Annotated in this window: 13 protein-coding genes; all 13 read left to right on the forward strand. The window is 64.9% G+C overall.

Going from position 1 to position 13,110, the window contains the following annotated elements; genetic code table 11:
- Window positions 1-12 precede the first annotated feature (12 nt).
- The 13 genes from uppS to LZ005_RS07055 are packed head-to-tail and all read left to right on the forward strand — an operon-like array spanning window position 13 to window position 13,100.
- Window positions 13-765 carry a polyprenyl diphosphate synthase gene (uppS, locus tag LZ005_RS06995; protein ID WP_237806060.1) on the forward strand — a complete coding sequence of 251 codons (753 nt, stop codon included), beginning with the start codon at window positions 13-15 and terminating at the stop codon, window positions 763-765.
- Window positions 765-1,601 (forward strand): phosphatidate cytidylyltransferase, encoded by an 837-nt coding sequence (locus LZ005_RS07000; protein WP_237806062.1) that lies wholly within the window; start codon window positions 765-767, stop codon window positions 1,599-1,601. Before uppS ends, LZ005_RS07000 begins: the two co-directional genes overlap by 1 nt.
- Window positions 1,602-1,617: 16 nt before the next feature.
- Complete coding sequence (ispC, locus tag LZ005_RS07005; RefSeq protein ID WP_237806064.1) at window positions 1,618-2,799, forward strand: 1-deoxy-D-xylulose-5-phosphate reductoisomerase; 1,182 nt, start codon at window positions 1,618-1,620, stop codon at window positions 2,797-2,799.
- The gene (rseP, locus tag LZ005_RS07010) at window positions 2,796-4,136 is read left to right on the forward strand and encodes an RIP metalloprotease RseP (protein WP_237806066.1); all 1,341 of its coding nucleotides are present in this window, start codon (window positions 2,796-2,798) and stop codon (window positions 4,134-4,136) included. The genes ispC and rseP overlap by 4 nt, the downstream gene beginning before the upstream one ends.
- Before the next feature lie 32 nt (window positions 4,137-4,168).
- Window positions 4,169-6,502, forward strand: coding sequence for an outer membrane protein assembly factor BamA (gene bamA / locus LZ005_RS07015; RefSeq protein WP_237806067.1), 2,334 nt, complete (start codon window positions 4,169-4,171; stop codon window positions 6,500-6,502).
- A 16-nt stretch (window positions 6,503-6,518) separates the two neighbouring features.
- Window positions 6,519-7,034 carry an OmpH family outer membrane protein gene (locus LZ005_RS07020; protein WP_237806070.1) on the forward strand — a complete coding sequence of 172 codons (516 nt, stop codon included), beginning with the start codon at window positions 6,519-6,521 and terminating at the stop codon, window positions 7,032-7,034.
- 1 nt (window position 7,035) lies between these two features.
- A complete protein-coding gene (gene lpxD / locus LZ005_RS07025) occupies window positions 7,036-8,091 on the forward strand; it encodes a UDP-3-O-(3-hydroxymyristoyl)glucosamine N-acyltransferase (RefSeq protein WP_237806071.1) in 1,056 nt (351 codons plus the stop codon).
- Window positions 8,081-8,560 carry a 3-hydroxyacyl-ACP dehydratase FabZ gene (gene fabZ, locus LZ005_RS07030; protein ID WP_237806073.1) on the forward strand — a complete coding sequence of 160 codons (480 nt, stop codon included), beginning with the start codon at window positions 8,081-8,083 and terminating at the stop codon, window positions 8,558-8,560. The genes lpxD and fabZ overlap by 11 nt, the downstream gene beginning before the upstream one ends.
- Before the next feature lie 3 nt (window positions 8,561-8,563).
- Complete coding sequence (lpxA, locus tag LZ005_RS07035) at window positions 8,564-9,352, forward strand: acyl-ACP--UDP-N-acetylglucosamine O-acyltransferase (protein WP_237806075.1); 789 nt, start codon at window positions 8,564-8,566, stop codon at window positions 9,350-9,352.
- A complete protein-coding gene (gene lpxB, locus LZ005_RS07040) occupies window positions 9,336-10,499 on the forward strand; it encodes a lipid-A-disaccharide synthase (protein WP_237806077.1) in 1,164 nt (387 codons plus the stop codon). Before lpxA ends, lpxB begins: the two co-directional genes overlap by 17 nt.
- Window positions 10,496-11,104, forward strand: a complete 609-nt coding sequence (rnhB, locus tag LZ005_RS07045; RefSeq protein WP_237806079.1) for a ribonuclease HII — start codon at window positions 10,496-10,498, stop codon at window positions 11,102-11,104. The genes lpxB and rnhB overlap by 4 nt, the downstream gene beginning before the upstream one ends.
- Window positions 11,101-11,874, forward strand: a complete 774-nt coding sequence (locus LZ005_RS07050) for an RNA methyltransferase (protein WP_237806081.1) — start codon at window positions 11,101-11,103, stop codon at window positions 11,872-11,874. Before rnhB ends, LZ005_RS07050 begins: the two co-directional genes overlap by 4 nt.
- Before the next feature lie 29 nt (window positions 11,875-11,903).
- Window positions 11,904-13,100, forward strand: coding sequence for an EAL domain-containing protein (locus tag LZ005_RS07055; RefSeq protein ID WP_237806083.1), 1,197 nt, complete (start codon window positions 11,904-11,906; stop codon window positions 13,098-13,100).
- Window positions 13,101-13,110: the final 10 nt, after the last annotated feature.

The following is a 13,110-nucleotide window of genomic DNA, read 5'->3' on the forward strand; positions in this document are numbered from 1 at the left end:
GCCAGCCCTTTTATGATTTTCAAGAGTTCGACTGCGGACGTGCCCGAGGTGACGCGGGTGCCGCGCCACCTCGCCATCATCATGGATGGCAATGGACGCTGGGCCACCAAGCGGCTGCTGCCGCGCGTGGCCGGCCACATGAAGGGGGTGGAGGCCGTCCGCACCATCGTCGAAGCCTGCGTGCAGCGCGGCATCGGCTACCTGACCCTGTTTGCGTTTTCGTCGGAAAACTGGCGCCGGCCCGAGGAGGAAGTCTCCCTGCTGATGCGCCTGTTTGTCACGGCCCTCGAGCGCGAGGTCGTGAAGATGCACGCCAATAACATCCGCCTCAAGGTCGTTGGCGACCTCAGCCGTTTCTCGGCCGAGCTGCAGCGCCTGATCGCCGAGGCCGAGCGCAAAACCGCGAACAATACGGGTCTGACCGTGACCGTCTGCGCCAACTACGGCGGGCGCTGGGACATCACCCAGGCCGCCAGCAAGATGGTGGCGGCCAACCCGGGCGTGCACGACTACACCGAGGACATGCTGGCGCCGCATCTGGCCATGGCCTATGCGCCCGAGCCCGATCTGTTCATCCGCACCGGAGGCGAACAGCGCATTTCCAATTACCTGCTGTGGCAGCTCGCTTACACCGAGCTCTACTTCACCGACACCTATTGGCCGGATTTCGATGGCGCCGCGCTCGACGCCGCCATCGCATCCTACCAGCAGCGCGAGCGGCGCTTCGGCCGCACCAGCGCCCAGCTTGCCGGGGACCCGAACTGATGCTGAAAACGCGTGTGATCACGGCCCTGGGCCTGCTGGCCATTCTGCTGCCTATCCTTTACCTGCACCATACGCTGGCGTTTGCCGTGGTCGTGACGGCTCTGTTCGGCGCGGCCGTGTGGGAAACCATGCGCCTGTTCCGTCCCGAGCAGGACACGCCCCTCATGGGGGTGATCAATTTCGCGCTGGCCGCGGCCTTCTTCGTCTACGTCGGCTTTCTGCATCCGAGCAATCCGCAGTTCGCGATGGGCCTGGCCGCTTTCCTTTGGCTGATGAAGTTCACGCCCTCGCTGGCGATTGGCCTGCCGGCCTTCAAGAGCTTCGCCAATACGCTGCTGAGCATCTTCTATTTCTTCGCCCTGGTCGGCTGCTTCCTCGCCATCATCGCCCTGTTCCAGCATTCCTCGCTGTACCTGTTGTCGGTGATGGTGATCGTGTGGGCGGCTGACATCGGCGCCTATTTCTCCGGCAAGGCTTTCGGCAAGCGCAAGCTGGCCCCGTCTATCTCGCCGGGCAAGTCCTGGGAAGGCGCGATCGGCGGCCTGCTGATCGTGCTGGTGCTGGCCGTCGCGACCGTGCTGTTCGGCGGCACGCTGCTGGCCGACAGTTTCGTGGTCCGCCTGCAGGCGGCCTGGGGCTGGATCGGCCTGGTTGGCGTACTCAGCCTGCTGGTGGCGTTTTCGGTCGCCGGCGACCTGTTCGAATCCCAGCTCAAGCGCCGCGCCGGCCGCAAGGACAGCAGCAGTCTGCTGCCCGGCCACGGTGGCGTGCTGGACCGTATCGATGCCCTGATTCCCGTGCTTCCTATGGCGGCCCTGATCACGACCTGGCTCTAAGCGCAGGAGCAAGACCATGCAACGCATCACCATTCTTGGCGCCACTGGCTCCATCGGCGTGTCCACGCTCGACGTCATCGCCCGCCACCCCGACCGTTTTCAAGTCTTTGCCCTGACCGCCCACGGGCGCGTGGCCGAACTGGCGGCGCAGTGCGCGCGCTTCCGGCCCCAGCACGCCGTGGTCGGCAGCGCCGACGCGGCCCTGCAGCTGACGCGCCTGCTGCGCGAGAGGGGCGTGCACACCGAAGTCAGCTACGGCGAAGCGGCCCTGTGCGCCGTCTCGGCCAGCGACCACACGGATACCGTGATGGCGGCCATCGTCGGCGCAGCCGGTCTGGCCCCGACCCTGGCCGCGGCGCGCGCCGGCAAGAAAGTGCTGCTGGCGAACAAGGAGGCACTGGTCATGTCGGGCCAGCTGTTCATGGACACGGTGGCGGCCCACGGCGCGACGCTGCTGCCGATCGACAGCGAACACAATGCCATCTTCCAGTGCCTGCCGGCCAATTACGTGCGCGAACCCCTGGCCGCCGGCGTGGCCAAGATCCTGCTGACGGCCTCGGGCGGCCCGTTCCGCACCCGCAGCCTCGACAGTCTGGAAGCCGTGACCCCGGACGAAGCTTGCAAGCATCCGAACTGGAGCATGGGGCGCAAGATTTCGGTCGACTCCGCTACGATGATGAACAAGGGCCTCGAAGTGATCGAGGCGCACTGGCTGTTCGGCGCCGGCGCGGACCAGATCGAAGTCGTGATCCACCCGCAGTCGGTGATCCACTCGATGGTGTCTTACACGGACGGCTCGGTCATTGCCGAACTCGGCAACCCCGATATGCGCACCCCGATTGCGCACGCGCTGTCCTTCCCCGAGCGCATCGCCTCCGGCGTGGCCCAGCTCGACCTGACCCAGATCGGCAGCCTGCAGTTCGAGCAGCCCGACCTGGCGCGCTTCCCCTGTCTGCGCCTGGCCTTCGAGGCCCTGCGCGCGGGCGGCACCGCCCCGGCCATCCTGAATGCCGCGAACGAAGTGGCGGTGGCCGCCTTCCTCGATCTGCGCATCGGTTTTCGCGACATCGACCGCGTGATCGAGGCCGTCATGGCGCGCCTGCCGCATGGCGAGGCCAGCAGCATCGAGGCCGTGCTGGCCCAGGATGCGCTGGCGCGTGAGGCGGCCTTGGCCCAGATCGCCGGGATCGCACGATGAATCTGCTGCTGACCGTGCTGGCCTTTGTGGCCGCACTGGGGCCGCTGATCCTGTTCCATGAACTGGGGCATTACACGGTGGCGCGCCTGTGCGGCGTGAAGGTGCTGCGTTTTTCGATTGGCATGGGCAAGGTTGTGTGGTCGCGCCGGCTGGGCAAAGACCAGACCGAATGGGTGCTGTCGGCCCTGCCGTTGGGCGGCTACGTGAAGATGCTCGACCGGCGCGAGTCGCCCGAGCTGGCCCTGGCGCCCGCCGATGAAGGGCGGGAATTCACCCAGAAAAGCGTGTGGCAGCGCATCGCCATCGTGGCGGCCGGCCCGCTCGCCAACTTCCTGCTGGCGATCGTGCTGCTGAGCGTGATTTTCATGGTCGGTGTAGCCGAGCCCGCGACCCGCATCCGCGCGATGGCCGAGAACACCCCGGCCTGGCAGGCCGGCCTGCGCGGCGGCGACCAGATTGTCTCCGTCAATGGCCATCCGGTGCGGGTCTGGTCCGAACTGCGTTTCCAGCTGGTCCAGGCGGCCCTGGAAAAGGGCGGGGCGCGCATCGAGATCGAGCGTCCCGGTAGCGGCCACTACAGCTATGCCTTCGACAGCAGCCAGCTTGCCACCGCCGACCTCGAAAGCGACATCAGCGCCAAGCTGGGCCTGGCCATCGCGCGCCCGCCGGCCGTGCTGACCAAGGTGCTGCCGGACGGGGCCGCCGCGCGCGCCGGTCTGCGCGAAGGCGACCTGATCGACAGCATCGACGGCGTGCATATGATCGACGGCCTGGCTTTCGTTGAAACGATCCGCGCCAATCCCGAGCGCGACCTGACCGTGATCGGCATCCGCCAGGGCAGCCCCTTCGCCGTCACCGTGCGGCCCGAGCGCGACCCCAAGGACAATGTCGGCCGCATCCGCACCGAAGTCTCCTTGATGCCCGAGATGCTGACCCTGCCGCAGGGCCCGTTCACGGCGCTCGGCCACGCGGCCGGCAAAACCTGGGATACGAGCGTGCTGACCGTGAAGACGATCGGCAAGATGCTGACCGGCGAAGTCTCCTGGCGCAATGTCACCGGACCGATCACAATTGCCGACTACGCGGGCCAATCCGCACGCATCGGCCTGGTGCCTTTCCTGAGCTTTATTGCCTTCGTCAGCATCAGTCTGGGAGTGATGAATTTGTTACCAATTCCCGTTCTGGATGGTGGGCTTTTACTGTATTATTCGCTGGAAGTTTTGACTGGGCGGCCGCTGCCGGAGCGGTTGATCGATCTCGCCCAGCGCGCGGGCCTGGGCCTGCTGGTAGCGCTGATGGTGCTCGCCGTGTTTAACGACGTGGTCCGATTGCTCTAGCGCCTGCGTTTTTGAATTCAATGATTTTGCCGATGAAATTACACTCTGACCGTTTTGCCCCATCTTTTCGCCGTCGCCTGCTCGCTGCTGCCGTAGCGGCCGTCTGTTCGGCGCCCGCCCTGGCCGTCAGCCCCTTTGTCGTTAAAGACATCCGGGTCGAAGGCATCCAGCGGACCGAAGCGGGCACGGTGTTCAGCTACCTGCCGGTGCGTGTCGGCGAAACCTTCAACGACGAAAAAAGTATCGCCACCATCAAGGCCCTGTACAACACGGGCTTCTTCAAGGACGTGCGCCTGGAAGTGGACAATGATGTGCTGGTCGTGCTGGTCGAGGAACGCCCGGCGATTGCCAGCGTGGACTTCACCGGCACCCACGAATTCGAGAAGGACAATCTGGTCAAAGCGCTGAAAGACATCGGCGTGGGCGAAACCAAGATCTACGACAAAGCCTCGGTCGACCGCGCCGAGCAGGAACTCAAACGCCAGTACCTGTCGCACGGCATGTACGCGGTGAAGATCACCACCACCATCACCCCGATCGAACGTAACCGCGTGAACGTGATGTTCAACGTGGACGAGGGCGATGCGGCGCGCATCAAGGCGGTCAACATCGTCGGCAACAAGGCCTTCACGGACAAGGAACTGCGCGAGGTCATGGCCCTGTCCAACAGCGGCTGGTTCACCTGGTACACCAAGGCTGACCAGTACTCGAAGCAGAAGCTGACCGGCGACATCGAAGCCATCAAATCCTTCTACCTCGACCGCGGCTACCTCGAGGTCAATGTCGACTCGACCCAGGTGTCGATCACGCCCGACAAAAAGGACATCTACCTGACCATCAACATCACCGAGGGCGAGAAGTACACGGTCTCGGACATCAAGATGGACGGCGAGATGTTCGGCCGCGAGGAAGAGCTGAAGTCGCTCGTGCTGCTGAGAAAGGGCCAGGTCTTCTCGGGCACGCTGCAGACCGAATCGAACAAGCGCATCCAGGACCGTCTGGGCAATTTCGGCTACGCCTTTGCCAACGTCAATGCCAACCCGGAAATCGACCGCGCCAACAAGACCGTGGCCTTCACCTTCCTGGTGGACCCGGGCAAGCGCGTCTACGTGCGCCGCATGAATATCGCCGGCAATACCACCACGCGTGACGAGGTGATCCGCCGCGAATTCCGCCAGTTCGAAGGCGCCTGGTACGACAACAACCGCATCAAGCTCTCGCGCGACCGCGTGGACCGCCTTGGCTACTTCAAGGAAGTGACGGTCGACACGCCCGAAGCTCAGGGCGTGAACGACCAGGTGGACGTCAACCTGACCGTGACCGAAAAGCCGACCGGTAACTTCACGATCGGCGGCGCCTTCTCGCAGGCCGAGAAGTTCGTGTTCACGATGTCGGTCCAGCAGGTCAACTTCGCCGGTTCGGGCAATACGGTGGGTATCGACTTCAACACCAGCCGCTACAGCCGCACGATCGCCCTGTCCGAGTTCAACCCGTATTTCACCGAAGACGGGATTTCGCGCGGCGTCGAACTGTTCACCCGGACGACCCGTCCGCCGCTGCTGAACATCGGCTCCTACACGATCAAGCAGAACGGCGGCCGCGTGACCTTCGGCGTGCCGTTCTCGGAACTCGACACGATCTTCTTCGGTATCGGCCTCGAACATTCGCGTATCGAAACGGACGAGACCTCGCCGGCCCTGTACCGCCAGTTCGTGCGCCAGTATGGCAATTCGCTGACCGGCGTGGGTTCGGCCACGACCGACGCCGTGCCGCTGACGGCTGCCTGGGCCCGTGACAGCCGCGACAGCGCGCTGACGCCTTCGGCCGGTAAATACACGCGGGTCAACCTGGAACTGGACACGATCGGCAACTCGAAGTACTACCGTGCCGTGCTCGAGCACCAGTACTACTGGCCGATCACCAAGAAGATCACCCTGGCGCTCAAGGGCGAGGTCGATTACGGCCACGGCCTCAAGGGCAAGGACTACCCGGTCTTCAAGCGCTTCTACGCGGGCGGTATCGGTTCCGTGCGCGGCTACCAGAGCTTCTCGCTCGGTTATCTCGACCCGAATACCTATGACGTGCTGGGCGGCGCCCAGCGTGTGATCGGTAACGCCGAACTGCAGCTGCCTTTCCCGGGTAGCGGTCAGGACCGTTCGCTGCGCTGGTTCGGCTTCGTCGACGGCGGCCAGGTCTACCAGGAAGGCCAGAAGATGCGCCTGTCCGAGCTGCGCTACTCGGCCGGTCTGGGCCTGTCGTGGATTTCGCCGGTGGGTCCGCTCAAGTTGAGTTATGCTTATCCTTTGAACGCCAAACCGAACGACCGCCTGGAGCGCTTCCAGTTCCAGATGGGTACCGGCTTCTGAGATTGCACGGAGAATTATGTTGAACACCGCATTTGCCCGCTTGAGCAAGGGCCTGATGGCGCTGGCCCTGTGTGCTTGCGCCGCGGGCCCGGCCCTGGCCCAGGGCACCAAGGTTGCCTATGTTGCAACCGAGCGCCTGATGACGGATTCGAAACTCGCGAAACTGGCCGATGCCAAGATCGAAGCCGAGTTTTCCAAGCGCGACAAGGCCATCAAGGATCAGGTCGAGTCCTACAAGAGCGCCCTGGCCGCCTTCGAAAAGAGCATGGCCGGCATGAGCGAAGCCGACCGCGGCAAGCGCACGCGTGAGCTGCGCGACATGGAACTGGACATCCAGCGTAAGCGCCGCGAGTTCGGCGAGGACCTGAACCAGCGCCGCAACGAGGAGCGCGCCATCATCGCCCAGCGCGCCTCCAAGATCATTGAGCGGATCGCGCTCGACGAGGGCATCGACATCGTGCTGCAGGACGTGGCTTTCTACAGCTCGCGCGCCGACATCACGGACAAGATCCTCAAAGAGCTCGATAAATAGGATGGCGACCCGACTCGGCGAACTGATAGATCGCCTGGGCGGGCAACTGGTCGGCGATCCCAGCCTGGAAGTGGTGGGGATCGCGCCATTGTCGGACGCGGGCGCCCAGCACATCAGCTTTCTGTCCAATTCCAAATTCCGCAGCCAGGCTCAGCAGAGCAAAGCGGCGGCCCTGATTGTCTCTCCCAAGGATGATGCCACCGTCGCCGAGCAGTACGCCGGCGCGCGCATCGTCACGCCCAATCCCTACGCCTACTTCGCCCGTGCGGCCCAGTATTTCGAGTCGCTCACGGCCCATGTGCCGGCCCCCGGCATCCACCCGAGCGCGGTGCTGGGCGAGGGCGCCGTGGTGGATCCGAGCGCACACATCGGCCCGCATGTGACGATCGAGGCCGGCGCGCGCATCGGCGCCGGCGCCATCATCGATGCCGGCTGCTTCATCGGGCGCGGCGCCGAGGTGGGCGAGGGCACGCATTTCTTCGCGAACGTGACCTTCCACGCCGGCTGTGTCATCGGCAAGCGCGGCATCGTGCATTCGGGCGCCGTGATCGGCACCGACGGCTTTGGTTTCGCCAATGAAGGCGGGGTCTACATAAAGATTCCCCAGGTCGGGCGCGTGCTGATTGGAGACGACGTCGACATCGGCGCCAATACCTGCATCGACCGCGGCGCCCTGGCCGACACCATCATTGAAGACGGCGTCAAGCTCGACAACCAGATCCAGATCGGCCACAACTGCCGGATCGGCGCCCACACGGCCATGGCCGGCTGCGTCGGCGTGGCGGGCAGCGCCATCATCGGCAAGTTCTGCACCTTCGGCGGTGCGGCCATGGTGCTGGGCCACCTGACGATTGCCGACAACGTCCACATTTCCTCCGGTTCCATGGTGTCGCGCTCGATCCACGAGCCGGGCCAGTACACCGGTTTCTACCCGCTCGCCAAGAATGCCGAGTGGGAAAAGACAGCGGCCATCGTCCGCAACCTCGATGCCATGCGCGACAAGATTCGCGCATTGGAAAAAACAATCAAGACCCTGACTGAGAATCATGACCACTGAGAACAAGACCCTGTGCATCAACGAGATCAAGAAGTTTCTGCCGCATCGCTATCCGATGCTGCTCGTTGATCGCGTCCTGACCTGGGAATCGGGCAAGACCATCACCGCCATCAAGAACGTCACCGCCAACGAAGAATTCTTCAACGGCCATTTCCCGCACAAGCCGGTGATGCCGGGCGTGCTGATGATCGAGGCCCTGGCCCAGACCGCCGCCATCCTGTCCTTCCTGACGATGAATATGAAGCCGGACGAGAATTCGGTCGTCTATTTCGTCGGCATCGACAATGCGCGCTTCAAGCGTCCGGTCGAGCCGGGCGACCAGCTCAAGATGGATGTGGAAATCCTGCGCACCTCGCGCGGCATCTGGAAGTACAAGGCCCAGGCCTCGGTCGATGGCCAGGTCGCCGTCGAAGCCGAACTGATGTGCACGATCCGCTCCACCGCCGACCCGAGCCAGCCGGCCGCTTAAGCCATGGCGCACATCCATCCGACCGCCATCGTCGACCCCAAAGCCGAGCTGGACAGCTCGGTCGAGGTCGGCGCCTACACGCTCATCGGTCCGCATGTGAAGATCGGCGCGCGCACCAAGGTGGGCCCGCATGTCGTTATCGAAGGCCACACGACGATTGGTGAGGACAACCATTTCTTCCAGTTCTCGTCGATCGGCGCCCAGCCGCAGGACAAGAAGTGGGCCGGCGAGCCGACCCGTCTGGAAGTGGGCGACCGCAATACGATCCGCGAGTTCTGCACCTTCAATACCGGCACCGTGCAGGACAAGGGCGTGACCCGCCTGGGCAATGACAACTGGATCTCGGCCTATGTCCACCTCGCGCATGACTGCGTGGTGGGCAATAACACGATCTTCTCGAACAACGCCCAGCTGGCCGGGCATGTGGAGATCGGCGACTGGTGCATTCTGTCCGGCTATGCCAACGTCCACCAGTTCTGCAAGATCGGGCCGCATGCCTTTGTCGGCATGAGCACCAGCCTGACCATGGACGTGCCGCCTTTCGTGCTGCTGAACGGGAATCCGGCCGCAGCCCACGGCGTCAACATCGAAGGCCTGAAACGGCGCGGCTTCTCGCGGGCGCGCATCGATGCGATCCGCCAGGCCTACAAGCTGCTGTACCGCTCCGGCCTGACGCTCGAAGAAGCCAAGCAGGCGCTCGACGCCCATGCCGCCAGCCTGGAAGAGGGCGCCGACGACGTGCGCGCCTTCCGCGCCTTTCTCGACACGTCCACCCGTGGCATCCTGCGCTGATCCTCTGCTTGCGGTGGTCGCTGGCGAACTGTCCGGCGACCTGCTGGCGGCGCGCCTGATGGCCGGGGTGCGCGCACAGCAGCCGCAGGCGCGCTTCACCGGGATCGGCGGGCCTGCCATGGCCGAACAGGGCCTGGTCAGCGAGGTCGCGCTCGACAAGCTGGCCGTGCGCGGCCTGTTCGAAATCATTCCCCGTTACCGCGAACTCAAAGGCATCCAGAACCGCCTGCGCGACCGCCTGCTGCGCGAGCGGCCGGCCGTCTTCATCGGCGCCGACTACCCGGGCTTCAACCTTGGCCTCGAAGAGCAGCTGCGCGCGGCCGGCATCCCGACCGTGCATTACATCAGCCCGCAGATCTGGGCCTGGCGCGGCGGGCGCATCAAGAAGATTCAGCGCGCCGTCTCGCATATGCTGGCGATCTTTCCGTTTGAAGAAGCGATCTACCAGCAGGCTGGCGTGCCGGTCACCTATGTCGGCCATCCGCTGGCCGAGATGATTCCGATGCAGCCGGACGTGGCCGAATCGCGCCGCGTGCTGGGCATTGGCGCGGATGAAAAGGTGGTCTGCATCATGCCGGGCTCGCGCATGGGCGAGCTCAAGTATCTGGTCGAGCCCTTCATCGGCGCCGCCCTGGCGCTGCGCCAGCGCGAGCCGGGGCTGCGCTTCATCGCCCCGATGGCGGGCGAACGCCAGCGCGTGTATTTCCACGAACTGGTGGCGCGCTATGGTTTGGGCGGGGTCGACATCGATCTGATCGACGGCCAGTCGCATGCGGCCATTGCGGCGGCCGACGCGGTGCTGTGCGCCTCGGGTACGGCCACGCTCGAAGTGGCGCTGCACAAGAAGCCGATGGTCATCGCCTACAAGGTCATGGAAGCCTCGTGGCAGATCATGCGCCACATGGGCTACCAGCCGTGGATTGGCCTGCCGAATATTCTGGCGCGCGAATTCCTCGTGCCCGAGCTGCTCCAGCATCAGGCCACGCCCAAGGCCCTGGCCGATGCGCTGTGGTTCCAGCTGAACGACGAGGCCAACCGGCGCATGCTGGGCGAACGCTTCGCCGCCATGCATGCCAGCCTGCTGCGCAACTCCAGCCAGGAGGCGGCTGCCGCCGTGCTCGGCGTCATCGAGCGGGGTGTGGCATGAACCTTGGCCTGTTCGACGACTGGGGCAGCCCCGAAGACATCGTCTGCGGCGTCGATGAAGCCGGGCGCGGGCCGCTGGCCGGGCCGGTGTTCGCCGCCGCCGTCATTCTCGATCCGGCGCGGCCGGTGGCGGGCCTGCGCGATTCCAAGAAGCTCAGCGAGGCGCGGCGCGACGAACTGGCGCCGCGGATCAAGGAGCAGGCACTGGCCTGGGCGATTGCCGCCTGCAGTGAAGAGGAAATTGACCGCCTGAACATTCTGCAGGCCAGCATGCTGGCCATGCGCCGTGCGGTCGAGGCGCTGGCGGTGCAGCCGACCCTGGCGCTGATCGACGGCAACCGTTGCCCGGTGATGGCGGTGCGCAGCATCCCCATCGTGGGCGGGGACGACAAGGTGGACGCGATATCGGCCGCCTCGATCCTGGCCAAAACAGCGCGCGACGCGGCCCTGCTGGTGCTGCATGAAACCTACCCGCAATATGCGTTTGACCAGCACAAGGGCTATCCGACTGCGCTGCATCTGGAACGTCTGCGCCTGCACGGCGTGTCGCCCGTGCACCGCCGTTCCTATGCGCCGGTCAAGGCTTTGCTCGATATTCAGCCATGAAGACCATCAGTTCGCGCGATAACGCGCAGTACAAAGCCCTGAAGCAGCTGGCCACCAGCAGCCAGGCGCGGCGCAAGGCCGGGCAGAGCGTGCTCGACGGCGTGCACCTGTGCCAGGCCTGGCTCGACTTGCGCGGTCAGCCGCTCGAATGCGTGGTCAGCGAGAGCTCGCTCGCCCATCCCGAAGTGGCGCCGCTGCTGGCGCGCTGCGACAAGGTGCTGATGCTGCCTGATGCGCTGTACAGTGCGCTGAGCCAGGTGGAACACGGCGTGGGCCTGCTGTTCGTGGTGCCGACGCCGCAGGGCGCCGCCCCGGCTGCGCTGAGCGAAAACGCGGTGCTGCTCGATGGTGTGCAGGATCCGGGCAATCTCGGTTCGATTCTGCGCAGCGCCGCCGCCGCCGGCATCCGCCATGTGTACTGCGGGCCTGGCACGGCGGCCGTGTGGTCGCCCAAGGTGCTGCGCGCGGCCATGGGCGCCCATTTTGTGCTGGACATCGTGGAGCAGGTCGACCTCGCCGCACTGGCCGCCCAGGCGCGCATTCCGGTCCTGGCGACCAGCGGCTACGCGGCCCAGAGCCTGTACGAGACCGATCTGCGCGGCCCCGCCGCATGGATTCTGGGCCACGAGGGGCAGGGCGTGTCCGACACCCTGCTGAACGCGGCCAGCCTGCGCATCAAGGTGCCGCATCTGGGCCAGGTGGAATCGCTGAATGTGGCCGCGTGCGCGGCGGTGTGCTTTTTCGAGCAGATGAGGCAAAATCTGCGGTAATCTGTCGCAAGCGAAGAAACGGGAACGGAATGGAAATCGCGCAATTGCATCTGCTGGTGGCCGAAGCCGACCACGCCCAGCGCCGGGCGGTGGTGGAGGCGCTCGGCCGCATGGGCGCGATCCGCATTACCGAGGCGCCCGACGGCCACACGGCCCTGCGCTGCATCGAAGACAGCTTTGCGCCGCCGGTGGACGTGGCCATCATCGACCTCGACCTGCCGGGCATGGATGGCATCGACCTGATCCGCACGCTGGCTGGCAAGCCGGACTGCAAGGCCCAGGTGATCGTCACCGGCAATCAGGGCGGCGCGCTGATGTTCTCGGTCGAGACCATGGCCCTGGCCTACGGACTGGACCTGCTGGGCACGATTTCCAAGCCGGTGGGGGCGGCCCGTCTGCAAAGCCTGCTCGAGCTGTACGTGCCGGCGGCCGACAAGCAGCGCCGTCCCGGTCCGACCTTCAGCTTTGCGGAAATCGGCGTGGCCCTGCAAGCGCGCCAGTTTGAACCTTTCTTCCAGCCCAAGATCGAACTCGAAACGGGCCAGGTCAAGGGCCTGGAGGCCTTCGCGCGCTGGAAGCATCCGGAGCATGGCGTGCTCGGCCCGGCCGCCTTTATCGACGCGCTGGAACACAACGGCCGTGTGGATTTTCTCGACTGGACCATGATCGAGCGTTCGGTCGCGTGCGCGCGCACCCTGCACGATCAGGGCATGCCGATACCGGTGTCCATCAACCTGGCGCCGCAGACCCTGGCCCATCCGGCCTTTGTGCAACAGATCACGGCTTGCACGCAGCGCCACCGCATGATGCCGGACTACATCACCTTCGAGATGCCGGAGTCCTCGGTGCTGACCAATGAAGCCAGCTTCCTCGAACGCCTGGTGCGCCTGCGCATGCTTGGCTATGGCCTGGCGATCGACGACTACGGCACTGGCCGCTCGAATCTCCAGCTGCTGGCGCGCATCCCCTTCAGCGAGTTGAAAATCGACCGCAGTTTTGTCGATGGCGCCTCGCGCAAGCGCCCGCTGCAAACGGTACTCAAGTCCTGCCTGGGCCTGGCCCGCAGCCTGGAGCGCCATTCCTGCGCCGTGGGCGTGGAAACAAAGGAGGATTGGGACTTCCTGCAGGACCTGGGCTGCACGTACGCCCAGGGTTACCACATCGCCAAGCCGATGGAAGTGGGCGAGCTGCCCGCCTGGCTCGACGATTGGCGTCATTTCTTTTAAGGCCGTTTCC

Source organism: Massilia sp. TS11 (genome assembly GCF_022012445.1).
GTDB lineage: Bacteria > Pseudomonadota > Gammaproteobacteria > Burkholderiales > Burkholderiaceae_D > Telluria.

Coding starts and splice junctions, on each gene's coding strand:
- uppS (WP_237806060.1), top strand. CDS start 13: ATGATTTTCAAGAGTTCGACTGCGGACGTGCCCGAGGTGACGCGGGTG.
- LZ005_RS07000 (WP_237806062.1), top strand. CDS start 765: ATGCTGAAAACGCGTGTGATCACGGCCCTGGGCCTGCTGGCCATTCTG.
- ispC (WP_237806064.1), top strand. CDS start 1,618: ATGCAACGCATCACCATTCTTGGCGCCACTGGCTCCATCGGCGTGTCC.
- rseP (WP_237806066.1), top strand. CDS start 2,796: ATGAATCTGCTGCTGACCGTGCTGGCCTTTGTGGCCGCACTGGGGCCG.
- bamA (WP_237806067.1), top strand. CDS start 4,169: ATGAAATTACACTCTGACCGTTTTGCCCCATCTTTTCGCCGTCGCCTG.
- LZ005_RS07020 (WP_237806070.1), top strand. CDS start 6,519: ATGTTGAACACCGCATTTGCCCGCTTGAGCAAGGGCCTGATGGCGCTG.
- lpxD (WP_237806071.1), top strand. CDS start 7,036: ATGGCGACCCGACTCGGCGAACTGATAGATCGCCTGGGCGGGCAACTG.
- fabZ (WP_237806073.1), top strand. CDS start 8,081: ATGACCACTGAGAACAAGACCCTGTGCATCAACGAGATCAAGAAGTTT.
- lpxA (WP_237806075.1), top strand. CDS start 8,564: ATGGCGCACATCCATCCGACCGCCATCGTCGACCCCAAAGCCGAGCTG.
- rnhB (WP_237806079.1), top strand. CDS start 10,496: ATGAACCTTGGCCTGTTCGACGACTGGGGCAGCCCCGAAGACATCGTC.
- LZ005_RS07050 (WP_237806081.1), top strand. CDS start 11,101: ATGAAGACCATCAGTTCGCGCGATAACGCGCAGTACAAAGCCCTGAAG.
- LZ005_RS07055 (WP_237806083.1), top strand. CDS start 11,904: ATGGAAATCGCGCAATTGCATCTGCTGGTGGCCGAAGCCGACCACGCC.